The sequence below is a fragment of the Leptospira terpstrae serovar Hualin str. LT 11-33 = ATCC 700639 genome (assembly GCF_000332495.1).
Classification (GTDB): domain Bacteria; phylum Spirochaetota; class Leptospiria; order Leptospirales; family Leptospiraceae; genus Leptospira_A; species Leptospira_A terpstrae.
The window spans coordinates 85,927-110,673 of the sequence record NZ_AOGW02000010.1 but is presented as its reverse complement, the minus strand read 5'-3'; the positions used below and the strand labels follow the sequence as shown (position 1 = coordinate 110,673).

General features: G+C 38.9%; 20 protein-coding genes. 12 read left to right on the top strand and 8 right to left on the bottom strand.

Going from position 1 to position 24,747, the window contains the following annotated elements; genetic code table 11:
* Positions 1 to 19: 19 nt before the first annotated feature.
* The 3 genes from LEP1GSC203_RS08930 to LEP1GSC203_RS08920 form a co-directional block, all read right to left on the bottom strand.
* Complete coding sequence (locus LEP1GSC203_RS08930) at positions 20 to 712, bottom strand: LIC12587 family lipoprotein (RefSeq protein ID WP_002974130.1); 693 nt, start codon at positions 710 to 712, stop codon at positions 20 to 22.
* Complete coding sequence (locus tag LEP1GSC203_RS08925; RefSeq protein WP_039937861.1) at positions 712 to 2,727, bottom strand: ATP-dependent helicase; 2,016 nt, start codon at positions 2,725 to 2,727, stop codon at positions 712 to 714. The genes LEP1GSC203_RS08930 and LEP1GSC203_RS08925 overlap by 1 nt, the downstream gene beginning before the upstream one ends.
* 65 nt (positions 2,728 to 2,792) lie before the next feature.
* Entirely contained in the window at positions 2,793 to 3,392 is a 600-nt protein-coding gene (locus LEP1GSC203_RS08920; RefSeq protein WP_002974060.1) for a glutathione S-transferase family protein, read from the bottom strand.
* A gap of 120 nt (positions 3,393 to 3,512) precedes the next feature.
* Here LEP1GSC203_RS08920 and LEP1GSC203_RS08915 point away from each other — a divergent pair, with 120 nt between their 5' ends.
* From LEP1GSC203_RS08915 to LEP1GSC203_RS08895, 5 genes are all read left to right on the top strand, one after another.
* Entirely contained in the window at positions 3,513 to 4,067 is a 555-nt protein-coding gene (locus LEP1GSC203_RS08915; RefSeq protein WP_039937859.1) for an NUDIX hydrolase, read from the top strand.
* A gap of 148 nt (positions 4,068 to 4,215) precedes the next feature.
* Entirely contained in the window at positions 4,216 to 5,004 is a 789-nt protein-coding gene (locus tag LEP1GSC203_RS08910) for a FecR domain-containing protein (RefSeq protein ID WP_002974483.1), read from the top strand.
* Positions 5,005 to 5,011: 7 nt separating this feature from the next.
* Positions 5,012 to 5,995, top strand: a complete 984-nt coding sequence (locus tag LEP1GSC203_RS08905; protein WP_002974495.1) for an LBF_2017 N-terminal domain-containing protein — start codon at positions 5,012 to 5,014, stop codon at positions 5,993 to 5,995.
* 59 nt (positions 5,996 to 6,054) lie between these two features.
* On the top strand, positions 6,055 to 7,296 hold the full coding sequence (locus LEP1GSC203_RS08900; RefSeq protein WP_039937654.1) for an MFS transporter: 1,242 nt from the start codon (positions 6,055 to 6,057) through the stop codon (positions 7,294 to 7,296).
* 43 nt (positions 7,297 to 7,339) lie between these two features.
* The gene (locus tag LEP1GSC203_RS08895; protein WP_002973852.1) at positions 7,340 to 7,525 is read left to right on the top strand and encodes a hypothetical protein; all 186 of its coding nucleotides are present in this window, start codon (positions 7,340 to 7,342) and stop codon (positions 7,523 to 7,525) included.
* Here the strand turns inward: LEP1GSC203_RS08895 and LEP1GSC203_RS08890 are convergent, their stop codons facing one another.
* Genes LEP1GSC203_RS08890 through uvrC form a run of 4 tightly spaced genes read right to left on the bottom strand, consistent with a single transcriptional unit; the run spans position 7,526 to position 15,278 of the window.
* Positions 7,526 to 9,148: a phospholipase D-like domain-containing protein gene (locus LEP1GSC203_RS08890; protein ID WP_002974194.1), complete on the bottom strand. Its 1,623-nt coding sequence runs from the start codon at positions 9,146 to 9,148 to the stop codon at positions 7,526 to 7,528.
* Complete coding sequence (locus LEP1GSC203_RS08885) at positions 9,145 to 10,572, bottom strand: LA_2168 family protein (protein WP_002973644.1); 1,428 nt, start codon at positions 10,570 to 10,572, stop codon at positions 9,145 to 9,147. Before LEP1GSC203_RS08885 ends, LEP1GSC203_RS08890 begins: the two co-directional genes overlap by 4 nt.
* Positions 10,569 to 13,400: an LIC11755 family lipoprotein gene (locus tag LEP1GSC203_RS08880; protein WP_002973975.1), complete on the bottom strand. Its 2,832-nt coding sequence runs from the start codon at positions 13,398 to 13,400 to the stop codon at positions 10,569 to 10,571. The genes LEP1GSC203_RS08885 and LEP1GSC203_RS08880 overlap by 4 nt, the downstream gene beginning before the upstream one ends.
* A gap of 36 nt (positions 13,401 to 13,436) precedes the next feature.
* Positions 13,437 to 15,278: an excinuclease ABC subunit UvrC gene (gene uvrC, locus LEP1GSC203_RS08875; RefSeq protein ID WP_002974376.1), complete on the bottom strand. Its 1,842-nt coding sequence runs from the start codon at positions 15,276 to 15,278 to the stop codon at positions 13,437 to 13,439.
* A gap of 74 nt (positions 15,279 to 15,352) precedes the next feature.
* Here uvrC and LEP1GSC203_RS08870 point away from each other — a divergent pair, with 74 nt between their 5' ends.
* From LEP1GSC203_RS08870 to LEP1GSC203_RS08850, 5 genes are read left to right on the top strand one after another with little or no spacing between them, the layout of a single operon-like run.
* Positions 15,353 to 17,848, top strand: a complete 2,496-nt coding sequence (locus LEP1GSC203_RS08870; protein WP_039937649.1) for a methyl-accepting chemotaxis protein — start codon at positions 15,353 to 15,355, stop codon at positions 17,846 to 17,848.
* Positions 17,841 to 18,371, top strand: a complete 531-nt coding sequence (gene lepB / locus LEP1GSC203_RS08865; protein WP_002973989.1) for a signal peptidase I — start codon at positions 17,841 to 17,843, stop codon at positions 18,369 to 18,371. The genes LEP1GSC203_RS08870 and lepB overlap by 8 nt, the downstream gene beginning before the upstream one ends.
* Entirely contained in the window at positions 18,365 to 19,273 is a 909-nt protein-coding gene (locus LEP1GSC203_RS08860) for a DUF2157 domain-containing protein (protein ID WP_002973778.1), read from the top strand. The genes lepB and LEP1GSC203_RS08860 overlap by 7 nt, the downstream gene beginning before the upstream one ends.
* Positions 19,273 to 20,211: a DUF4401 domain-containing protein gene (locus tag LEP1GSC203_RS08855; protein ID WP_002973911.1), complete on the top strand. Its 939-nt coding sequence runs from the start codon at positions 19,273 to 19,275 to the stop codon at positions 20,209 to 20,211. The genes LEP1GSC203_RS08860 and LEP1GSC203_RS08855 overlap by 1 nt, the downstream gene beginning before the upstream one ends.
* Complete coding sequence (locus LEP1GSC203_RS08850) at positions 20,208 to 20,714, top strand: GDYXXLXY domain-containing protein (protein ID WP_002973634.1); 507 nt, start codon at positions 20,208 to 20,210, stop codon at positions 20,712 to 20,714. Before LEP1GSC203_RS08855 ends, LEP1GSC203_RS08850 begins: the two co-directional genes overlap by 4 nt.
* Here the strand turns inward: LEP1GSC203_RS08850 and LEP1GSC203_RS08845 are convergent.
* The gene (locus LEP1GSC203_RS08845) at positions 20,711 to 22,408 is read right to left on the bottom strand and encodes a GAF domain-containing sensor histidine kinase (protein ID WP_232225852.1); all 1,698 of its coding nucleotides are present in this window, start codon (positions 22,406 to 22,408) and stop codon (positions 20,711 to 20,713) included. The two genes, LEP1GSC203_RS08850 and LEP1GSC203_RS08845, sit on opposite strands and share 4 nt — an antisense overlap.
* 139 nt (positions 22,409 to 22,547) lie before the next feature.
* Between LEP1GSC203_RS08845 and gap the strand changes: the two genes are divergently transcribed.
* Together gap and LEP1GSC203_RS08835 are read left to right on the top strand one after the other, a co-directional pair.
* Positions 22,548 to 23,555: a type I glyceraldehyde-3-phosphate dehydrogenase gene (gene gap / locus LEP1GSC203_RS08840; protein ID WP_002973650.1), complete on the top strand. Its 1,008-nt coding sequence runs from the start codon at positions 22,548 to 22,550 to the stop codon at positions 23,553 to 23,555.
* A 1-nt stretch (position 23,556) separates the two neighbouring features.
* Positions 23,557 to 24,747: a phosphoglycerate kinase gene (locus LEP1GSC203_RS08835; protein ID WP_002974405.1), complete on the top strand. Its 1,191-nt coding sequence runs from the start codon at positions 23,557 to 23,559 to the stop codon at positions 24,745 to 24,747.

Sequence of the window (24,747 nt, the reverse complement as noted above, 5' to 3'; positions counted from 1 at the left end):
AGATCCGTTCCAAAAGAACTTAGAGTTTGCCCTCCGGCTGCAACACTTCCAAACACTCTTTCTGAATGGACTTCAGAGTTTCGTTATTTGGAAATTCTTCCAATCCTAAATTGGCAACTTGCAAACCTTTTTGGTAAAATCCTGTATTCTTATATTCAAAACCCATTTTCAAATAGGTCTTAGCTGCCGTTTCATAATAGAACTCGTCTTTCTTTTGGTTCCCTTTGGTATAAGTCTTTGTAAGGGTAGCGAGTGCAGGATAGTATTCCCTTTCTGCTACTAGGGACTGCACCACTAGTTTTTTTCGTTCCATAAGGTTTGTGTTTTTGTCCAATCTTTCAGATTGGTTTAAAAACTGAATGGCTTTAGAATATTCGTTTTTGCCCACATAGGCTTTTCCCATTGTGAGGTTCCACTCTGAAAGTTGCACCGGGTTGGACTTGGCCTGGTTTACTTGGTTGAGTGTAGAAATAGTTTCATCATATTTTCCAAGATCGAGTAAAAGTTTTCCTTTTCGGATGACTAGTTTGTCTCGGGATTCGTCAGATAGAGAAGAGGATTTGAGATCAGCATCGATAGATTCGATTTGGGCCAGATGAGACCCGGTATTTACTTTGGAAACTCCCGTGCGGATTGTTTCCTGATTTGATGCACAATTTTCAAATGCCACTACCAACGCCAAAATGAGGGTTAGTGGGAGAATCGATTTCATTAGCCTACCTTTAGTTTGTCTAATTCCTCTAAGAAATTCTTAGTTTCTGTGTCTCTATCCTTCGTTTCCATAGGGAAAAAAAGAACAGCGTCCTGAGACAGCTCATTTAAAAACCGAGAGGGGGCACTCTCGATTTGCTCCCCAAATTTGCGTCTTGTACGAGCCGAAGTCAAGTACAATTTTCGTCTTGGGCGAGTCATACCCACGTAGAGAAGTCGCCTTTCTTCATCGACCACTTCCCCTTCTTCTTCTATAACACGTGAGTTCGGTAAAATTCCCTCTTCTAGGCCCACTAAAAAAACTAAATCGTATTCCAATCCCTTGGACTGGTGCATGGTCAGGAGTTGGACCCTGCGGTCTTCCTCATCCTCTTTTGGTTCGTCTTCCATCAGGAGGACAAGCCTCTGCAAAAAGTCAAATATGGTGGCTTTGCCCTCACGACCCTCTTCTTCTTCAAAAAAGGACAACATGTTTACAAGTTCACTCAAATTATAGATTCGAGCTTTTACCACCTTCTCTTCAGTTTCTTCCATGGAGATTTCTCTCTCGAATCCAATTTGGGTGACCATTTCTCGAAGCACCGGTGCTAGTTTCGGTGACATCGCAAACTTCTTCTTAAAAGCATCCACAAGTTCCACAAATTGGTAAATTTCTTGCCGTACCTTAGCTTTTACTTCGGGCAAATAGTCAGGACTCTCAATCATTTTATGGAAGATTTCATATAAAGATAATTTGTGGGTGAAGGCTTCCTCTTGGAGTTTTTGCATGGTCCCGGGACCAATTCCTCGTTTCGGGTAATTAATGATGCGAAGTAGTGAATAATCATCTTTAGGATTTGCCACATAACGTAAGTAAGAAATACAATCCCGGATTTCCTTACGATCAAAGAAATTATAACCACCAACTACCTTGTAAGGGATACTTCGGTTACGTAGTTCTTCTTCAAAAGGACGGGATTGGAAGTTAGTCCGAAATAAGATGGCAATTTCTTTTCCCTTAAATTCATTTTTAATGAGTAAGGTTTGGATCCTACCTGCGACAAAGATGGCTTCTTCTCTTTCATCTGCGGTTTCATAGTATTCCACTCTTTCTGCGGATGGAATCCGGCTATAGAGAGTTTTTTCCTTTCGGCCTTTGTTGTTTTGGATGAGAGAGTTTGCGGCTTGGATGATGAGTGAAGTGGAACGATAATTTTCGAGAAGTCTGACAACTTTGGCATGGGGAAATTCTCGTTCAAAGTTGAGAATGAGTTGTACATTCGAACCACGGAAGGCATAAATACTTTGGTCGTCATCCCCTACCACACAAAGGTTATCACTTTTCCCACGAAACAAAGACAAAAACTCATATTGGAGTTGGTTGGTATCTTGAAATTCATCCACAAGAAAGTATTCATGTTTTCTTTGGTAATAGGCTGCTATCTCTGGAAATTCAGCTAACAGGCGCTTGGGGAGTAAAATCAAATCATCAAAGTCTATGGCATTTTTTTCTTTTAAACCCTCTTCATACATAGAAAAAACTTCTGCTGCCACTAAATCCAATTCTCCCGTAAGACCATTGTCTGCCGGGTGCACTTGTGTATTTTTAGCATAAGAGATTCTTCGGAGGATTTCTTTAGGTGGAACTTTTTTAGGATCCAGTCTTTTGGATTTTAAAAGGTCGGAAACAAAGGCTTCCTGGTCGGTTCCATTAAATAGTAAAAAGGTTTCGTTATAACCAAGTTTAGTAATATGTTCTTTTAGGATTTTTAAACCTAACGAGTGGAAGGTGGAAAGTGTAATCCCTTTCAGTTTTTCCCGGGGAACCATCTTACGTAACCTTTCGGCCATTTCTTTGGCACTTTTATTGGTAAACGAAAGGGCAACAATTTTCCCTGCGGGAATTTTGACCCCTTCTACCATATGGGCAATGCGGTTGGTAATGACCCGAGTTTTCCCCGATCCCGCACCAGCAAAGACTAGTAAGGGACCTTGGATGGTGGAAACTGCTTCCATTTGCGCCGCATTTAATTTCATAAGGAGACCGGTAAGGGACATAATCCAAAGAAATCCGATCCGGTCGAGTGAAAAACGGCTGTTCTTTATTGCTTAGGAGCGGTTTCCTTCCAAGATTTGTTCTGCCCATGGAAGTTTAAAAACCCTGCAAAAACGGGGTCTTCTTCTACTGGCAAAACGGAGCGGAAGCGAATCCAATCGAGAGTGGTATATAAAGAAATTTCAGAAAGACCAACTTTTCCATCGGTAAAGAAAAAATGACCGTTTAACTCCCGTTTGATATAATCCAAAATAGAACTAATTCTTAAAGCGTTTTTGGTTAAATAAGGAGCAGCATCGGGTTTGATCCCTTCTTTATTTAGGTAAAAGATCAGAATGGCATTGTCGAGAGCCTGGTCAATGGCCGTTTGTAAATTGGCCTCGCGGTAGTGGTAGGGGCCCGGTTTCGGTCTAAAATTTCCATGACCTTTCGTTTCAAAAAGATAATCGATGATGGTATGGCTATCCCAAATTTTCACATCGTCAATCTCAGCATAAGGAACTTTCCAAAGAGGGTTTTTGTCCCGAAGTTCTTTTTGACCCGCCTCTGTCATTGTATCTACCATAGTAAAGGGAATTCCCAATTCCAAACAAAGAAAACGGATTCTTCTTACAAACGGAGAAGTGATACTACCATATAATTTCATATGTAGATAGTTTCATCTTGCTTTCATCCTTCAAGAGTAAGTTTTTGCTTATTCCAAAAAAAGGGAAAATCTCTATACAATTCTTGGATTCGGAAATTCCTGTGAATGCAGGAAACCAAAGTGAAAGAACGAAAGAACTGGAAAGACCTCTACCCCACTCCCATTTATACCCTCGCTAGTTTTGATATCAAACTCCCCCGTTCTCTGAAAGAAAAAACATACTACGTTCTAAAATCTAAAAATTGGGTCAATGTAGTGCCGGTGACAAAGAGTGGAGAGATTTTACTTATTAAACAATACCGACATGGAATCGGCGAAGATAGTTTGGAAATTCCTGGTGGGATTGTAGACGAAGAAGGTCCTGGATCCGAATTGGAATCTGCCATCCGAGAACTCCGGGAAGAAACAGGTTATGCCACAAATCAATCCCAATACAAACTTCTCTCTAAGTTTTCCGGTAACCCAGCCATGTTCACTAATTGGTCCTATTCCTATGTTGCCTATGACGTGGAACCAATGTATGAAGTCGAATTTGATGAAGGGGAAGATATAGAAATTGTATTAAAGAAACCAGAGGAAGTGAAACGGTTGTTACTTGATGGAACCATCCACCATCCTCATATGGTAGCTGCCCTTGGGATTTATTTTTTACTCTCCGAAGCAAAATCCAAGTGATGTAGAACTTTTTGCTAATGCAGTATCGGATAAATACAGGTCAATTCCAGACAGCCTTTTAAAGGGACAATAGCGTCTCTCTTTAGAAAAATCCCCAAGATTTTCGAAATCGCTGGAAATTTAAACATAAGTTTGAGACTGTCTATTTATGAGAAAGTCCATTTTGCAAACAATCCTAGTACTTATCATCATATTCTGCCAGTTTTCGCTGTATGCGGAAGGTGGTGAGGCGTTAGAGCCCATTACAATCACAGTCCAAAAGGGTGAAACTCTCTCTCTGATCTCAGAAAGGCACCTCTCTGATCCGAAACGCTGGCCGGAACTTTTAAAACACAATAAAATCCCAAATCCGGATTTAATCAAACCAGGTCTTTCTCTTGTAGTTCCGGTTTTCCTTCGTAAGGCAGTGGTGGGTGTGACCGAGTTTGTGATGGGACAAGTGGAATGGAATGGAACAGGTGGTAAAGGACCATGGGTTCCTTTAAAGTTAGGACAAGAACTCCATCCGAATGACCAAATCAAAACCAGCGGCAAAGGCAAAACAGATGTACACATCAACAATGTGGGAATGGTTCGTATCTTAACCAATAGTCATTTTGAAGTGAAGGGTGAAGACAAAAAAGGGGGACCAGTGACTGTAGCTCTTTTCAGAGGAAGTCTCGATGCCAAGGTTACAAAATCAAATCCACCGACCACCGAACATAAGTTCAATATAGTAAGCCCCTCTTCTACTGCGGGAGTAAGAGGAACAGAATTCCGTGTGGAGTTAGATGAAAAACTCAGTTCCACAATTTCCTGTTTTGAAGGTGTAGTAGATGTAGCCGCACAAGGGAAAACTGTCGAGTTGAAACAAGGTATGGCAACTTTTGTAGAAAAAGGAAAGTCTCCCGTTCAACCTTATAAAATTCCAGAAGCTCCACGCATTAGAGAAGAATAGTAGGATTATGAATCGCAAATTTTTACTGAGCATTGGAATCTTTTTTCTAGTTTTTAGTTCTTTAGTTTCTAAACCCAAACGAGAACTGCGGGTTCTGATTGATGCAGAACCAGAAGCAAATTTTGAATTAGAACTTTGGCAAGAAAAACCAAATGAAAACGGTGATACCATCGCGCCCAAACCTCCTGAATCCATTCAGTTCAAAGGGAATCGAATCACTGTAACACCAAAAGATGATTTTGAATACTTTCGTGTTCGCCGGTTAGGTGAATATGGAGCCAAAGGATTTTGGACTCAAGTTTTTTCGACGAATGTTGATCCCGGTTCTCCACTTTCTGTTCCCAAACAGTTTGTAGCCAAAAAAACTTTTGTACCGCAAGCAGAGCCGAAAAAGATCTCTACAGTTATCTCGGCAGAAAGTTTTGTCATCGTAAAAGAAAAGGAAGAATCCATTCGTTATCTGACAAAAGACCAATTGACTCTAAATCCTTCTGATGACGCTTCTGGTGTTGCTGAAATCCGTTACAAGATCAATGGCGGGCAATGGAATTCTGCAAAATCACTTACTGCTGTTCCCATCAAAGAAGAAGGAAATTATAAATTTTTATACTTTTCTTTAGATCAGGCCGGGAACAAAGAACCAATGCAAGTTTTGGATTTTATTAAAGATGTAACAGCTCCAGAAACAAAATTGGAATGGGTAGGACCCAATTCCATTGGCAAAGGAAGAACCAAGTTTATATCGCCAGAAACAAAGGTCAAACTAACGGCAAAAGATCGATTGAGTGGACCAAAAGAGATTCTTGTAGCATACACTTGTCAATCAGGAACTCAAACTGAATTCAAACCTTATAGTGCTGAAATCTCTATTTATGATTTAAAATCAGTTTGTAAAGGATCCTTTCAACTATTCTATTATGCTCAAGACCAAGTAGGAAATGAAGAAGCAGTCAAAACTTTAAATTTCCAATTGGGCAGTGAATCGAATTGAAAGATAAATTTAGTTTGTCGATTGCTCCCATAATTCGATAATAAAAATTGGTTGGAGAAATGAAGAAAAACCTTTCTTTAGCCATTTTCAAACACCGCGATTTTCGCTTTTTTATCTTTGCAAGGTTCTTCATGGTCCTTGCCATCAACATCCAAGCTACCATTGTCGGTTGGCAAGTATATGAACTGACAGGTAGTGTTTTAGACTTAGGTCTTGTTGGACTTTTTGAAGCAGTTCCTTCCATTGTGGTTTCCCTATATGCAGGCCACTTAGCCGATCTTAGAGATCGTCGCAATATCATTGTGATTTGTTTATTCTTTTTGCTACTTTGTTCTCTTACCTTATTTGCATTTACAGGCCCTCTATCTTTTTTACTCGAAACATACAAAGCTTATCCAATATTTTTGGTGATTTTGGTTTCAGGGATCGCAAGAGGATTTATCTCACCAGCTATCTTTAGTTTTGTGACACAACTGGTTCCGAGAGAACACTACCCTCATTCTGCAGCTTGGATGGGTACTTCTTTTCAAGCCGGTGCCGTAATTGGTCCTGCCCTTGGTGGAATTGTTTACGGGAGTTTTGGAATGCAAGTGGCATATGGTCTTGACTCGCTTTGTATTGGACTTCCCTTTTTACTTTTCTTTTGGATAAACAAACGTAGCCTCCCCGAACGTAAAGAAAAAGAAGCATTAAAGGAAAGTTTACTCAAAGGACTGCGGTTTGTTTTGAAAAACGAGATCATGTTAGGTGCCATGGCACTAGACATGTTTGCAGTACTTTTTGGTGGAGCTGTGGCACTACTTCCGGTTTATGCCAAAGACATACTTTTTGTTGGTTCCGAAGGACTAGGTTATTTACGTGCGGCTCCCTCCTTGGGTGCGCTACTTATGGCCTACTATTTAACTTACAAACCACCTCTTGAAAAATCAGGACGCGTTTTATTATTCTGCGTTTTTGGATTTGGAGTTTGTATGTTAGTGTTTGGACTTTCCCATTCCTTTCTTTTGTCTTTAGCTGCCTTATTTTTATCGGGAGTTTTTGACAGTGTTTCGGTCGTAGTTCGTTCGACCATTATGCAAACTATGACTCCCGAAGAGATGAGAGGCCGGGTCAGTGCGATCAATAAAGTGTTTATAGGTTCTTCGAATGAAATAGGAGCGTTTGAGTCAGGAGTTTCCGCAAAATTTTTAGGACCGGTTGGCTCTGTTGTCTTTGGTGCCACCATGACCATACTCATCGTATTCTTTACTTTCCGGTTATCTCCTAAACTGAAAGAGTTAGAACTGAAAAACTGGGTTTAAAAGTGCTTGGAAAATCTCTTTTCTAGGGAATACTGGACAAGCCATGTCAGATTTGATCCATGATTCCAAACTTCCTGCAGATAAAAAACACATACTCGTGCTTCTCATACAAACGATGTTAAACGATGTGAACAAACAAATCACTCATTTAGGAATCAATAACTATATGAAACTCCAAGATGAAATTGCAAAAATTTTAGTTCCGATCATTGAAGACAAAATGGAATGATTAATCATAAATACAAATTGGAAGTTTTTTCCCCATTACTTCCAATCGATTCATTATAAAAATCATCCATTCCGGTATTTTGAATCTTTCTTTCGTATGACAAAAAGAAAGAATCCTCGTTTCTGTTTGAACCCAAAACCATAAGTTCTTTCCTCTCCAAAAATCTGTCTGACCCACAATAGTTGAATTGGAATCTAAGACATATTTTTCTTTTGGTTTAGCTCCATCCCAAAGTGCGAGTGATATAATTTTTTCTCCATTCGAAAGACTCAGCTTTGTTCCTAAAAAATAATTTTGCAAATGTAAAGTCAGATTCGATCCTTCGCTTTCTTCCCAAATCGGATCCGTTCTTTGGGAAATTAATGCAAACCTATCCCCCACTTTGGGCCTGATGTAACCAGTGAGTCCCAAGGTCTGTTTGTAGGCATTCGCAAGAGCATTGGAATTGGAATCGAAGCCACCTTCGCTATTGAATATTATGTTGGTTTGGAAAAGTGAGTTTTGGAAACGTTCCAGGGAATAAAATCGCAATTGGGTTTCCCCATTTGAATTTGTTGCCGAAAGACTGAGTGATGAAGGCGAGACTGGTTGCGAATTCCATAAGATTCGTTTCCATTCCCCGAGGAATTCCTTGGTGATGATTGGATGGGTAAACCTTACAAAAACCTCTTTGTTTTTATCCCTTGCCGATACAGAATAATTAAAAGATCCCGTATAAACAATCTGATCATCCACTAACATAGTCTTGTGGTGTAAAAGTCCACCCAAGTATCTATCATTCTTGAACACAAAATCAACGTTTCCATCTTCCCAAATCTTTGATGGGAACTCTAAATTTTGACTTAGAAAGATTCCTTCTGGATTGGAACTCATTGGAGCATTGTAAATTCCTTCCACCCGAACTCCTCTTTGACTAGCCTCTAGAAGTTTTAAACTGAATACGGGATCATAATGAGAATAGATTAAATATTTAATGGAATGTTTCGCAGAGTCCACAGCATCCAGAAGTTGTTGTTGGATTTCTAGTCCTGCTTCTGGCGAAGTCCAATACTGTAAGGATCCAATCCTGAAAGATCCCTTTGGATTTTTCCCCTCAAGAGTAGAAATGATTCCCGAAACCTCTTCCGGGGCTATGTTTTGGGCCCAAAAGACATTGTTGTCAGTGGAGAGTCCATGTGTGGTAAAGTTTCCGGTTCCTGTAAAAAAACGAATCCCGTCAAAGATCCAAATCTTTGTGTGATGGATACCAGAACCTGACCAACGTTGGATTTCTAAACCAAATGATTCAAGCTCGGAATAGTCTTCCTCTTTATCACCGAACAATTGAATGGGAATACCCATTCTTTTCTTTAAATAAAGTTCAGTCAAAATCTCATAATCATCGATTGAATACAAATAGGCGCGAATGGAAATTTTTGCATTTCGGATCTCAGCTAATAACGCCTCCTTTACCATTCTTTTTTTCTCTTCCGCTACGTCTCGACCAGGGTAAGAAAAATAAATCTCAGAAGCAGGAGAGTTGGAAAATAAAAGGGAAGAAAGGTCTAAATTGGATTTTGGCTTTTGACAGGAGAAACTAACAAGGAAAAGAAAGAACAATACTGGAATTTTATGAACAATCATATTTGTATTCTCCCAAACACATATCCAAAATTGGATTTGATTGCTAACGATTCTGGAAGAAAAAGCTTCGAAACTCCAATTCCAATTTCAAAAGTGGAATCTTCGTTTAAAGAAAGTTCCATGACTCCTTCTCCGATAAAAAAATTTTCGAAATCTCTTTTTTGAAAACTGATCCTTCCATCAGATGGGTGATCCACTTTGTAAGGTAAAAAATAAGCACCTACTACTTTTGCAACAAACTGATGGTAGGTGAACTTTATGACCAGTTCATTCAAATACCCAAAACACCTTCCTTCCTGCAAAGCAAAGTTTCTTTCAAACCCTGATTCAGTCACAGCGGCGGAAGGAAAAATGCCGAATATTTGGGAAATATAGGGAGTTTGTGCAGGATGTGAACCAAAAGATACATACCCTTCTCGAATGATTTGGTTCTTATTATTTGTCTCATCTCTGTCAGACAGAAAATGAGAACTACGAACTAAAAAATCACCTAATCGGAGTTCAGCTCCTAGTTGAACTGCTTCTCCTGATATAGGAATAGAACCAGGTCTACTTGCAATTTTAGAATTGGTTCGGTCATTTCCTTTGTCCCATAACAAATCCATTTGGACTTCAAAAATATCTGCATCATAACCAAGACCAAAATTCCCATTCAGTAGAGAATCACCATCGGCACCGGAGATTTTGGTTTCCCTGGGACTATCCTTTCCATACCGACCCCAAGTTCCAAATTCTATATACTGGATTCCCATACGAAGTTTGAAGTAATCTCCATAGAGAAGACCAAAGGCATGCCTCCGGTGGTGGTTTCGACTGCTTTCGTTTACTAGTGATTCTTCGGACAAACCTACTTTGGGTTCCGTTGGATTTTGTAATACCTTTCGGAACTTGTCTTTCTCAAAAAGTAGTGAACCCGAGTAACGATCCCAAAGGAAAAATTGTAAGGTTAAATTTTTTTCGGGTAAAAACTCGATAAATAGCCCCTCTCCTCCATCAAAACTTGTTTGAAAACTTTTTGGACGAAACAAATGCTCCCGACGACCAACACCGATAAGAAACTTGGAGGTCTCAAAACCTATATAGTTATTTTTTCCAAGGTAAAATGGTTTTAATCCCGTTTCTTTTCCGGTGGTAAGTTTGATGTCCAAATCCCAAACAAAATTATTTTTCTTATTTTTGTCACTTAGGCCTACAAACATAGATTCGCCGGATACTCGGTTCAAATAGGCTATTTTTTGAAAGTCCTGACCGTTCCCACTCATTTGTAAATCCCAACTAGGTGGATGAAAAGTATCTCTGGTATTTGTTTCTTTTAAAAAAAGTTCATAACCCAAAATCCCAACTTCCAATCCCACAGCGTATTTAGGATCTGAACTAAGGAAAAAAAATCCTAAGCTAAGAAGTAGTTTTGAATGAAAATTCAAAGTTCCTCACGAAAGATTTCATAGTCAAGGCTCGACATTCCTGAAGTACCTAACTTCAGCCAAAGAAACTCACCTGTCGCCACAGGGATTCGAAAACTAGAATGACTTTCCTTGTGGCCCATAGAAGAAATAAGTATGGAACCGAGCCCTTGTTTTTTCCGAAGTTGAATGGACTCACCAGAAGAGATTCCATTTCCGATGGTTTGAGTTGATCTTACTGTCAGAAGTAAATCCGACTCTGATTGGAAGATGGGGAAAAACCAATCCTTTCCATCGGGATCCACAATCCAAGCGCAAGCACCTGGATTTAATAAAGTTGTGTTGTATTGGAATCTTTGACCGTCTCTCCCATTTGGTGTGAGACTTGGAAAACGGGTTTGGAATGCGACTAATTCATCAGTATTTCCCTCGTCTTCGACTAAGTAAGAACTTAAATCCTCTGGACTATTGGTTCGGTTACAAAGATAAATCCATTCATTTTGCGATTGTTGTGGATTAGGAAATACAGCTTCAATCTGGATAGGACCCTTTTGCTCCAAAAAACTTTTTGGCGCAAGGAGAGCGGGATCGGAAAAGTAGGAATACAGTTGTTCTCCCGGGAAAAAGGGCAATGAGTTTTCATAAATCGCCTTATATATGTTTGGTTCCTGCGTCTGTAAACTTAAGGCAATGGTTCTGCTTCCATTTCCTAATCTAACTTCGGTTTGATTTCCGAAGGGAAGATTTGTGAGATAAGTAAATACAGATGGTAATTTCTCTACTTCTAAACTGCGATTTTTAGTAGAACCAGGACTCCGAAAATCACCAAAACAAAGTGGAGACGAAAAAAGGGAACGAGAAAAAAGAATCGGGTTTGGTTCTGGATGTAGGGACCTAGTACCCCCTAAGGTTCGTTCTTTGACTAGTTTCGGATCAAAAAATAGAGATACAGGCTCTCCCGATTGTCTACCTAGGTAACGAAGTGATCGAAATGTTTCTGAAAAAAATTCATCTGGTAACTGGTAAAAATTCTCTCCATTACAAAGGGAGGGATATGTTGCCAAAGTTTGAATTCGAATCCCATTCGGTTTCCAAAACTGATAGCGGTTTCCATTTTCCCTTTCAAAAGAAACAATTCCTTCTAAAACTTCTGTGAATCCAAAGTCTAAAAATGGAGATTGGTTTGGATTGTATTCCAAAACTTCTGCGGGAAGAATCTCCACAAAACTCTTGTTCACTGATCCAGGACTCAATTGAAATCCATAGGACAACAAACCGGTAGAAGCATCTGTTCTTCCATGAGGATATTCGTTTCCAGAATGAACCACTACAGAGAAACGATTTTGATTTTGCAAACGAAGCAAATGATATAGCAATGGATTCGATTGGTATTCGTTTCTACCTTTTCCCTTTCTCTCTTCCCATACAAACGAAGGTATTTGAAATACAACCTTGGGAATGGAAAAGGGTTTTTCCTTTTCTAATAAATCCCAACCAGACCAAAGTTTTCTTGTGATAAGAAAGCTAGAACCAGAATCTAAAATCCATTCTGTAGCTGATAGAGGATAGACTGTATTTTCATATATCCAATGGAGAGAAGAACCATCACATGGTTTTCCTGTATTTTGAAATTCAAAATAAGCGGGTAGAGGCATCTCTGAATCAAAATGGTTTCCTGGATAAAATTCAGTGATTTGGATTTGTTCGGACTGGCAGCCAGGGAGACTATCTTCTTTTAGTTTTCTTTCCATCCGGTTCGGAAGACCCGGGTTCCCACAAAACAAATCTTTGGTTTTCCAAAATTGAAATTGGTCCCGACAAGAGACCGGATTCGATTGATTAGAAAAAAACTCATTTCCTTGACGAAAAACAAATTCAGTATCTTGATATTCCGAATTTCCCCACCGAACTATCGTTTGTGTTCCCAAATCGAAAAGGAAATCTTTAGGAATGGGAATGGCGTTGAATTTTTCATTGTCAGAAAAAAGGAGAGTGGCTCCCGGAAGAATTACCCGCGTTCGTTTCCAAAAAAGATCCGAGTGAAAAGAGGAGGTTTTTCCATCCTTCTCCCAATCCAAAGATTGTGTGTTTGGGCAAATCACAGAGTCTTTTGGATTCTCCCATTCCAAAAATCTTTGGTATGAGGATTCAGAATGTCGAAAGACCTCAGAAACGGCAGGACCTGTCGGTTCACATTGCCTTAGCCATTCTTCATTTTGGGAAACAATTTTTTCTGCCACCTCCCCGAGATCAGGACAAGGAAGTTCCATAGATAACAAAGATTGTTTGTTTGGCGAACCATCCAGAATCTGACTTGGAAAAACAACTTCACAAACTTCTTTTGTTCTTTGTAAAAATATCGGATGAGGTAATGCAAACGTCTGATATGTGACAAGTCCAGTCGACCAAATTTGAGAATCCCATTCCAAGAGGGAACCCACTTGGTCTGATTCCTTTTTCCACTTTCCATATTCTGTAAAAAAAGCAGTCCAATCTTTGCCTCTTAAATTCCAGGAAGGATATTCCGTTTTTTCAATACCCAAAAGAGAAAACCCCTCTTTCCATTTTTCCAAGACGGCTTCATCGGTTTTCCAACAAATGCGAAACTTACCACCTAACTCTTGCCTGTATAAGGAAATTGGTAGGGAATGGATACAAAGAATACCGGAATCATAACTTGTATAATTTGTGTTTTCAAGTAAATCCCCGACATCCTCCTTGATTCCATATTGAAACTCCAGTTTTGGAGTTTCGCTGTAAGAATCACCAAACAAGATAAAGGGGGGATTCTCTTTGTTTTGGCAAGAACCAAAGAGAAACAATAGAAAGACTAAGGTAACTTTACGCATCTCCCACCTCATAAACTTGGGGTGAGAGAGTAGAATTTATGGTTCTATTTTTTTAAGTGATTGGATGCCATTGTAGATTTTCTCTGCAAGCACAGGCCCAATGCCTGGGACTTCCATTAATTCTTCCTTTGTAGCATCGGTTACCTTTTTTTTAGACTGGAAATAGGATAATATACTTTTACGTCTGCTGGCTCCAATGTCTTCCATCCCATCTAAGATGGTTTTTAGAGCTTTTTTCTTTCTCTGCACTCGTTGGAAGGTAACACCAAATCTATGGGCCTCATCACGTAAATTCCGAAGGAGGCGCATCATAGGCGAATGGATATCAAAACTATAAGGATGTTTTTCTCCAGGGAAATAGATTTCCTCTCTTTTTTTGGCAAGTCCCACCATGGGAATGTGGCCTAATTCTAATGCATTGGCAGCTTCAGCCGCTCGCGAAAGTTGAGTCAATCCACCATCAATCACAATAAGGTCAGGAAGGGGTTCTTCTTCATTCACTAAATGACTGAGCCTTCTTGCTATTACTTCATGAATCATTCCTGGATCATTGATCCCCTCATAACCACGCATTTTATAATGCCGGTAACCCGCCTTATACGGTTTTCCATCCACAAACATCACCCCACTGGCTACAGGAGAAGAACCTTGAAAGTGAGAAATATCATAACACTCAATGGTCCTTGGTAACACAGGCAAATTTAATTTGTCTTGGAGTTCTTTCATCGCCACAGATTGGTCCCTAAGTTTGGTCGCAAGAATTCTCTCTGTTAAACTTAAATCTGCATTTTTTTCTGCCAAACGAAGGAGTGACTTCTTTGGTCCCATTTCCGGAAATTTTAATTTAATCGAAGTTCCAAATTTTTCTGTGATGGCTTCCAGAAAAACATCATAATTGCCTTTCGCGGAAGGAGGTAAAAAAACAATACTCGGCAGAAGTGTGACATTCAAATAATAATCTCGAAGAAAGGAAGTGAAAACTTCTTCATCATCTGAAAAGGAAAGGCCAGTGAGTGGAAAAGATTTTTTTCCTTCCAACCTCCCACCGCGTACTTCTAGGATGATCATTTGTCCTTCATCATCCCTTTTACTAATTCCGAGGATGTCTTCATCTCCTCCGTCCATGCTAACGACAGTTTGTTTTTCACGAACTTGAATGATTTTTTCAATTCTAGTTTTTAAAAAGCCAGCCCGTTCATATTCCATTTTCTCCGAGGCTTGAATCATTGCAGATTTCAATCCAGATACCAATCGTTCTTTTTTGCCTTCGAGAAAACTTAAAATTTCATCCACTAACTCGGAGTAGGTTTCTTTGGTTACATTTCCTTGGCAAGGTCCAAGACAACGCCCCATATGAAAGTTAAGACAAGGCCTTTGTGGTTTTGCCAGGGGAAGTTTTAGTTTTGTTTTACGAATTGGAAAGATTCTATGTATCAATTCCAAAGTATCACGGGCCGCTTTGACATCGGTAAAGGGTCCAAAATAACGATCTCCATTGTCTTTGATCTTTCTTGTCAGAAAAACCATAGGATAGTCTTCACTAGTGGAGACACAAAGAAAGGGATATTTTTTGTCATCTTTAAGCCTAACATTAAACTTAGGATTGTATTTTTTGATGAGTGTGGCTTCGAGGAGTAAGGCTTCCTTTTCTGTTGTCGTGGCGATCCAATCTAAATCGAATAATTCCACATAAAGAGCCCTTGTTTTCCTGTCTTTTTGGTTAGGATTTAAATAGGACCTGACTCTTGACTGTAATTTGAGTGCCTTGCCTACATAGATGACATGCCCTTCCTCATTTTTCCATAGATAACATCCAGGAAGGCTTCCTAAATTTTTAATCTTCTCTTGGATGGTTTTTAGAACTAGTGAGTCTTTCATTACGGATTCTTATGGGAATTTTACGTTTACAATTCTTAGACGATCTGTATCCCTAGGGTATGGATATGCGTAAAATGATCAAATTTATAATTTTTGGTCTTGAAGGTTTTAATTACGGAATCGGTGTCCCCACTCTCCTCGGTTATATTTATTTTTTCACAGAATGGTCGGGAGAAGAATTTCAAACTATTCTAATTTCCACTTCTATTGCAGTTTTCTTTATACTCGGTTTTTGTATTACCTTTTATTGGATTCGATTTGCACCCGTCTCTCGGATTGGAAGACCAGAAGTCACAAAACGAGATCATAAACTGGCTTATTTTTGGTTAGACCATTTGGGAAAAGTGGCAATCATCGATATGATCATTCGTTATGCCATTGGTTTTTTATTTGTGATTGGCGCGCTACTCTTCTACTTAAAATCCAAAAACTTTGTTCTTATGAGTGAAATGGCAATTGGCCTCTTTTTAACTCTTGCTTTTACTGTCATCTTCCAGTCAATATTCATCGATCATGTAGAAAACAAATTCAATATCAAAGGAATTCTTCTTTCAATCAGAAATGATCATACCAAAAGAATCAATACAAGAAAACTTGCCAGAAATTTGGGATTCCAAACGGTGCTTTCCTTTTTTGCGGCAATCCTTGTATTATTTATCGTTAACTACCGAATGAATTTCAAACAAGAGTTGGACTTAGTCCATTCTAGTATGGAACAAGCCGCGATGGATTCCGAGTCTTTGATGCGGGTCACTCTTGTAGATTTCCGTGATAGACTCACTCTTTCGATCTTTGCAGAAAACAAACTAAAAGATCAAATCGTTCGTAAAGACCTCCAAGGGATCCGCACGGTCTTAAATGAAATCCAGTTAAAAAGTACAAACCATGCCGTGGAAGCTCTCTTCTATTACAAACCGGAAGAAGGAATTTTTGTGTCCACGAATGAATACGATCGTTCCAAAACAGGTTCCATATTTTATATAGAAGATGTAGAACTTGCAAGACAAGGACCACTTCGCCATACAAGCATTCGTTCTCGTATTTCGGGAGATATAGTATCTCCCTATACACTCCCAGTTTACCAAAATGATCAATTTTTAGGTTATGTTGGTGGTTTTTTAAATATTGGCAAACTCTCTAGTTTTATATTAGGAAATATTAAAATTGGAACATCGGGGAAAGTCGGGTTTTTTGACGGTGATGGCACCATTGTATACTATACCAATAAAAAAGAAATTGGAAATAACGCCAAAACAAAGTTAGTTTTTGATGTTCCCTTTCAAAAAGATGAAGCACTTGGATTTGTCGACTCCACAGAGGATGGAACCTTAAAAAGAATTTTTTATGTTAAAAACCCTGAGTTTAATTACATTATCTATTGTATTTTCGAAAATGCTGAATTATATGAAAAAACACTGACAAGCCTTTTCACCACTCTAGGAATTTCCATTGTAGTTGTTTTACTCATTGGAATCGTAACAGTCCTCGTAATCGAATCCAAATTGCAGCCGTTAGAAAGAATTAAAATAAGAATCTCAGAAATGGTCAAAGGAAACTTACAGTCTGATTTTTATGACTCTAGCCGCGATGAAATAGGAAGTATGGCAAACGCCATGTACGATTTTCAAACTAAGTTACGACAAATTGTAAATCAAACACAAACTGTTTCCAATGAACTCACCAACACTAGTTCTGAAATTTATGAATCCATGTTATCACTTTCCGATGCCGCACAAAACCAAGCTGCAAGTAGTGAAGAAATTTCTGCTTCTGTTGAGGAAATTACAGCAGGAATTGAAAGTGTCGCCCAAAGAACAGAAACACAATCTTTTACTCTGGTTTCCCTCATGAAAAAGATGACTGAACTTAACGGGGCCGTCTCTGAAATTGACAAAAAATTCCAAATTGCTGATGTAAGGGTAGAAGAAATCACAAACGATGCCAAGTTAGGTGAGAAGTCACTCGGAGAGATGAAACTTTCCATGGATAAAATTTTCCAGTCTTCTTCTGAGATGACAAATGTTGTTGAAATCATTCATAATATTTCAGAACAAATCAATTTACTCGCACTGAATGCTGCCATCGAAGCCGCGAGAGCTGGAGCCAGCGGAAGAGGATTTGCCGTTGTTGCAGACGAAATTTCTAAACTTGCAGATAAAACTGCAAAGTCAATTGATGATATTGAAGAGCTCATCAAACAAAACGAAGGTGAGATTCAACAAGGCCAGGAAAAAATTGACCAGTCCATTGTGATTTTAAGTGAAACCATTGCGGGAGTAAACTCGATCAACCAAATGACAAAAGAAATTCGTTCTGTCGTACGAAAACAAATTGAAACCAACGAGGAAGTCAACGAAGGTGTCACTCAAATTCGTGAACTTTCCGAAATGATCAAGGAAGCCACGGACGAACAAAAAATGGCGATGCTCGAAATTTCGAGGTCCATGGCAGAAATCAACAACCACGCACAAACCACTGCTATGTCCAGTGAAGGAACCAAATCGAGTTCTCAAACCATGAACCAACTATCAGAAAGTCTACGAAGAGAGATTAACTATTTCCATGTCTAAATCAAAAAACAAAGTTCCCTTCAAAACCAGATTATACGCATTTTTTGTTCCGCTATTTGTAGGACTAATATCAGCCATTTTGGTCAAATACTATATCATTACTCCTGTTCACATTCCAAACCAGTTTATGGAACCCACATTAAAAAATGGATCCACCGCCTACTTCAACCGTTTGTTTCGATCCAAAAACTTAGGAATTGGTGATGTTGTATTGGTTCGTTCTCCGCTCGATCCCCAGTCCGTATTGATTGCAAGGATAGTAGGGAAACCAGGAGACAGTATTTATGTGCAAAAGCGTATGGTCTTTCGCAATGGTACCCTTCTCGACCCCACAAGTTTTCCTGAATCTGCTTCAAATGACATTCCCCTTATTCCCCAGGGGAAAACAGAATCAGATGATATGCCAAAACTTACGGTTCCAGAAAAATCGTTTTTTTTGTTAGCTGACAACAGAGAACTCGGAGTAGATTCAAGAACCTTAGGTGTGATCCAAGAAAGCCAAGTAATAGCGACCTTATGGTAAAAAAAAGTTTAGAGGATTGGGTTCAGTTTTTTGAAGACTCTTTACTTTGGATTGGAACTGCACTCTTTCTTTTTGGAATTTTTTTCCTTGTTGCTTTCAATTGGAACTTACTCGATCGATTTTCAAAACTAGGACTCGTTTGTTTTTTAATCCTGCTTTCGTATGCGTTAACCATTCTATTCCGAAAAAAAAAATTTTATTTTGAAATTGGTCTTACCCTTATTTTTTTTCTCACTGGGTCGGCTCTTCTTGTGTTTGGACAGATATACCAAACAGGAGCCGATGTGTATGATCTATTTTTAGGTTGGTCCGTTTTATCTCTCTTGTTACTTCCAGTTTCTCGAAGAGGAGTGGTGGTCGCCCTATGGATGGTTCTTAGTTCCGCTACAGTTTATTTGTACACAGAGCAGGTTTCAACAAATCATTCAAATTTTATCATATTTGCAATCACCTCATTTGTCTTTGGTGGAATTATAATCGTTTTTGATTGGTACCAAATCGATCGATATTCTCCGAAAATTAAATCGTTTCTTTCTGGTCTTGGGCTTTTCCTGTCTTTAGGTTTTCTTCTTTTAGCAAACTTAAATTTGTTTAGAAATCATAAGGAAATAGAATCTGGCCATTCTTATTTATTTTGTCAAATTTTACTACCTCTCGTTCTTTATAGCGTTTTCTATTCCTATTATCGATGGTTTCGATTTCGATTGATGAACCTAAGTTTTATTTTACTTTTTGGTCTCAGTCAAGTGATCCTAAAATCCTCTGACATCTTTCAAATTTGGGCTTATAGTTCAGGAGTTAGTTTTCTACAGTTTGGACTATTCATCATAGGTTATACAATTTGGGCGGTTTCGCATTTACAAAACCTACGAAAGCCAAAATCCATCGAAGAAGGATACTAATGAAATCCGTTTGGTATATAGAACTCTTAAGTTTTTTTGGATCACTCCTTGCTGGAGGATTTTTTTTACTCTTTTTGGCTGTACTTGGACTCTTAAATTATGAATATTTAGATTTATTTTTAGGTCTTCTCATCATAATCTTAGTATCTATCCTTACCTTTGTTCCCAATGAAGATAAAAAAGAAAGTTCTAGGCCTGTCCTCTTTTCCTTCCTAAACCAAGGATTTGTTTTATTTCTTTTCGGAGTATATAAAGTTTTTAAGCCGGAAGATACATCGTTTCTCTGGACCATCGTTAGTTTTCAGTTGGTTTTCTTTTTATTCTTTTCCAACCCCATCCAGAGATTTTTATCACCCATTTTGGTCTTTGTATTTTCGGGAGTTTTACTTTTTGAATACAAAATTTTACTATTCACTCCTTTACTAACAACAGTTTGTTTGTCTTTATTGTATTTTTATACTCTACCTAAAAGATTACCAGAAAAATTTGAAAGTCTTCCCTATTCTCTTAGTGTTTCGCTTTTGTGTTTGGCTGGGTTTTCTTTTTTCCCAGAATTCAAACAGACGCCAGAAATTTCGGAAATCCAATCCATAATCATCTTTATTGCCGGCTGTGTTCTCTTTTATACGGAATTAGATACAAAAACAAATTCCCTTACCATTGTATCTGTGATTCTTTTTTTTGGACTTATTTTTTTTCCGACTCTGGAAACACCCGGAATCATGGCATCTTTTTTTCTCCTCCTCATTGCCTTTGCAAGGGGTTACCATTTCCTATCTTATTTAGCATGGTGTTTTTTAATTCTATTTTATTTTGGTTTTTATTACGACTTAGACACTTCTCTCCTAGAAAAATCTAAGATGATGTTAACTTCCTCCTTACTCTTTTTTGTAACTTATGTTTGTCTTCGATTCTCTCCCCTGGGTAAAAAAAGATGAAAGAAAAAACAACTCTTATACTTCTTGTAAACTTACTATTGTTATTTGGTTTTCTTACTCAGGCTGTCTTAAAAAAAGAGAAAATCCGTGCTGAAGGTCATTTGATTTTTTTACCACTATTACCCAAAGACCCTAGGTCCTTAATGCAAGGGGACTATATGATTCTTAATTATGATTGGACATTCCTGGAAAAAGAAGAGAATGTAAAAGCGCCGAGACGCGGATGTCTTGTCTTTCGAATTGAAGAAGAACTGTTCGTGCCTGTTCGATTACAATCATCTTTCACTGACCTGAAAGTTTCCGAATTCTGTTTACAATACTATCGAAGTGAATATGATCTGAAAATTGGTGCCGAGTCCTATTTTTTCCAAGAGGGAGATGCTGACCTCTATGCAGAAGCTAAGTTTGCGGGGATACGTTTTATGGAAAAAAACCAAAACGGAGACAAACTATTAGTAGGTTTGTATGACAAAAACAAACATTTATTAGGGAGAAAAAACTAATGCGGCAAATAAACAAAAAACTTTGTTTTTCCCGGTTCGGATTCAAAATGAATTTTTCCATTATGTCGTTCCACGATTTTTCTACAAATATCTAGTCCCAAACCACTTCCTTCTCCAGATGGTTTGGTTGTGAAAAAAGGTTCAAAAATTCGATCCTTCACTTCCTCGGAAATTCCAGGCCCATTGTCTTCGACTGTAACCCGAACCATTGAATCCAATGATTCAGTTCGAATCGTTAACACTCCTTGAAAAAGCATAGCTTGTAGTCCGTTATAGATTAGGTTAGTCCATACATGCAATAACTCTTCTGGATAACCTTCTATTATGGGGAGAGATTCGTATTCACGGATCAAAGTAACATTCTTTTTGAATTGGTTTTGGTATAAAGTGATTACAGTTTCAATGTTTTCCAACAAATTCAATTTAACTGCACATGTGGAAGTTTCAAAACGTGAGAAATTTTTTAATGCAAAAGTCATTTTACTCGCTCGTTCTACGGCCAATTGAATAATACTTAATGACTGATAAACAGTTATCTCCTCAGCTAACAAAGATACAACGGAAAATACATCAGAATCCTGAAACAAGATTTCAAATTCTTCCAATACATTCAAATCAAAACCAGAATCAATTAAGTGATTTGAAAAAGCTTTTGGTATTTTTTTTGCAATAAGCCATCCTTCAATTTCTTTACGTCGACGAATCCTCTCTTTTCCAGTTACCAGTTCTACCCTAGATTTCAAAACTTCCAAACAATTGAGGAATAATTTTTGTTTCTGAATCGAAGGAATGACTCCCCGAAGTTCCTTTTGAAACAATGACAAATCCGATTCGAAAAGTGCCTCTTTTAAAGTATGTGTCGAAGCATGAATGGCAGCAATGGGGTTATTGATTTCATGAGCAATACCTGCAACTAATTGCCCAAGACTTGCCATTTTTTCAGATAAAATTAATTGAGTTTGAGTTTTTTTTAATCTATCAATTGCAACTTCCAATTCATCATTTGAACTTTGTAATTTCCTTGTTCTTTCCTCTACTTGTCTCTCTAAACTTTCATTCAGTTCTTTTAGTTCTTTTTCTCGAGCTCTTAATTCTTCATAGATTATATTTTTTCTTAAGTTACTGATAGTCAGTGCAATTTGATCACCCAATTGGCTAGAAAAAATAATTTCATCTTCTGTCCAAATATGCGATTTCCCCACATGTTCGAAACAAACTGTTCCGATGAGTTCCTCTCCCATACGAATTACACCGTCTAACATGGAAGTAATGTTATTTGGTTTTAAATAGAATTCAATAAATCCTCTGGTCCTTGGATCCGTATAGGGATCACTGGCATCGACATATTTTTCTGTAACTAAATATTTAAATTCTTCTCTAAATTCAATTTCCTTCAAAATGGCGCCAGATTCGTGTTTTTCCTTAGATAAAAAATAAGTATCAACATTATGAAGTTCGTCTTTTCTTTCATTAAATAACCAGACACCTACTCTTTCGATTTCTAGAAGTTCTGCTACAGAGGCAGTAATGAAAGAGGAAAGAGTTAGAATCTCTCCCGAGCGAACCGCTGGATGTGAGGACACCTGGGCCAGAATCTTTTGTTCTACCCTTGCTCGGTTTAGCTCGCCTTTTATATCTTTTTTGATCATCTGGTATGCCCTATTGGACGGAAAACCCACCTGGGATTGATTCACATAGCCCCCCGAATTTCCCAATTTCTTAAGGCTTCTACGCAACTTTCGATCTTAAAATGAGTGACAGAGACCCCGAATTCGAAATTCTGTAATTAAAAAATCGTTTCATCTCTAGATACGAGCCTTTTAGGAGAAACTCATGGTAAAAATCGCAATCAATGGTTTTGGTCGCATCGGACGACTGGTGCTTCGTTCCGGAATCAAAGATCCCAATTTAGAATTCGTTGCAATCAACGATCTAGTTACACCGGACAACCTTTCTTATTTATTCAAATATGACTCTACTCATGGTCGTTTTGACGGTGAAGTATCTCACACAGACAATGAAATCATTATCGATGGCAAAAAAGTAAAAACTTTCTCAGAAAGAGACCCAGAAAAACTTCCGTGGAAAGAACTCGGAGTGGACTTTGTGATTGAATCTACTGGTCTTTTTACTGACCGTGTGGGTGCTGAAAAACACATCAAAGCGGGTGCAAAAAAAGTGGTCATCTCCGCTCCTGCCAAAGACAAAGACATCCCTACTTTTGTAATGGGTGTGAATCATGAAAAATATGATTCTGCAAAAGACAACGTAGTCTCTAACGCTTCTTGTACAACAAACTGCCTGGCACCGATCACTAAAGTGGTTCTTGACAACTTTGGAATCGTAGAAGGACTCATGACGACCATCCATGCGATGACAGCCACCCAACCCACTGTTGACGGACCTTCTAAAAAAGACTTCCGTGGTGGACGCGGTGCCGCACAAAACATCATCCCGGCATCTACGGGAGCTGCCAAAGCAGTAGGACTTTGTATTCCTGAAGTGAACGGAAAACTGACTGGTATGAGTTTCCGAGTTCCGACTCCAGACGTGTCTGTTGTGGACTTAACAGTACGCACAGAAAAGCCAACAAGCCTTGCCGAAATCAAAAAGAAAATGAAAGAAGCCAGTGAAGGTTCCATGAAAGGAATCCTTGGTTACACAGAAGATATGGTAGTTTCTAACGACTTCCTTGGAGACATTCGTTCTTCTATCTTTGACGCGGATGCTTGTATTGAACTTAGCTCCACCTTTTTCAAGTTAGTATCTTGGTATGACAATGAAATGGGATACTCGAACCGAGTGCTCGACCTCGTACGTTACATGGCAAAAAAAGGCTAAGATGAAATTACCTCTTCTTGAAGAACAAAATCTAAAAGGAAAACGAGTCTTTGTTCGTGTGGACTTCAATGTCCCCGTGGAAAATGGGAAAGCAACGGACAAAACTCGGATTGAAAAAACCCTACCCACTTTGGAACTTCTGATTTCCAAAGGAGCGAAACTCGTTCTAGGAAGCCACTTAGGTCGCCCAAAAGGTGGACCTGAGGCCAAATACTCCATGAAACCGGTGTTTGATGTTCTTACGACACTTGTCAAAACGAAAGTCAGTTTTTCGGAATCTGTGATTGGCTCGAGTGTGGTGAAATTGACGAATGAACTGGGGGAAGGAGAAATCTTACTTTTAGAAAACCTTCGTTTCCACAAAGAAGAAGAGGAAAATGAGGCCGGATTCTGCAAAGAGCTGGCCAAACTAGCTGATGTTTATGTGAACGATGCCTTTGGAACGGCTCACCGTGCCCATGCCTCCACAGAAGGTGTGGCACACCTACTTCCCGCATTTGCAGGACTTTTGATGCGGAAAGAAATTGAAGTCTTAAGTGGACTTCTGGTAAAACCAGAACGCCCTTTTGTGGCAATCGTTGGTGGTTCCAAAGTCAGTTCCAAATTTGCAATTTTAAAAAACCTTCTCGAGAAAGTAGACCACCTTCTCATTGGGGGAGGAATGGCCTATACCTTCCTCAAATCCAGAGCAGTTCCCGTAGGAAAATCTCTAGTAGAACCTGAGTTTGAATCCCAAGCCTTTCAACTGATTGACCGCGCCGGAATCCAAGGTGTTGACCTGCAAATTCCCGTAGACCATATCATTGCGGATGCCTTTGATCCCAATGCCAAAACCAAGTCCGTAGATAAAATGGGAATTTTAGACGGATGGATGGGAATGGACATCGGGCCGAAAACCATTGATAACTATGTAAAGGCAATCAAAGAAGCCAAGACCATTCTCTGGAATGGCCCCATGGGTGTATTTGAAATGGATAAATTCTCCAAAGGAACCATAGAAATTGCCAAAGCCATCAGTAAATCCAAAGCCAAAACGGTTGTGGGTGGTGGGGATTCCATTGCTGCTGTGAACAAAGCGGGAGTCGCCGATAAAATCACACATATTTCTACAGGTGGTGGTGCTTCCCTAGAATTTTTAGAAGGACGTGCTCTTCCGGGTGTGGAATGTTTACTCCCTAAGGAAGGAAAATAA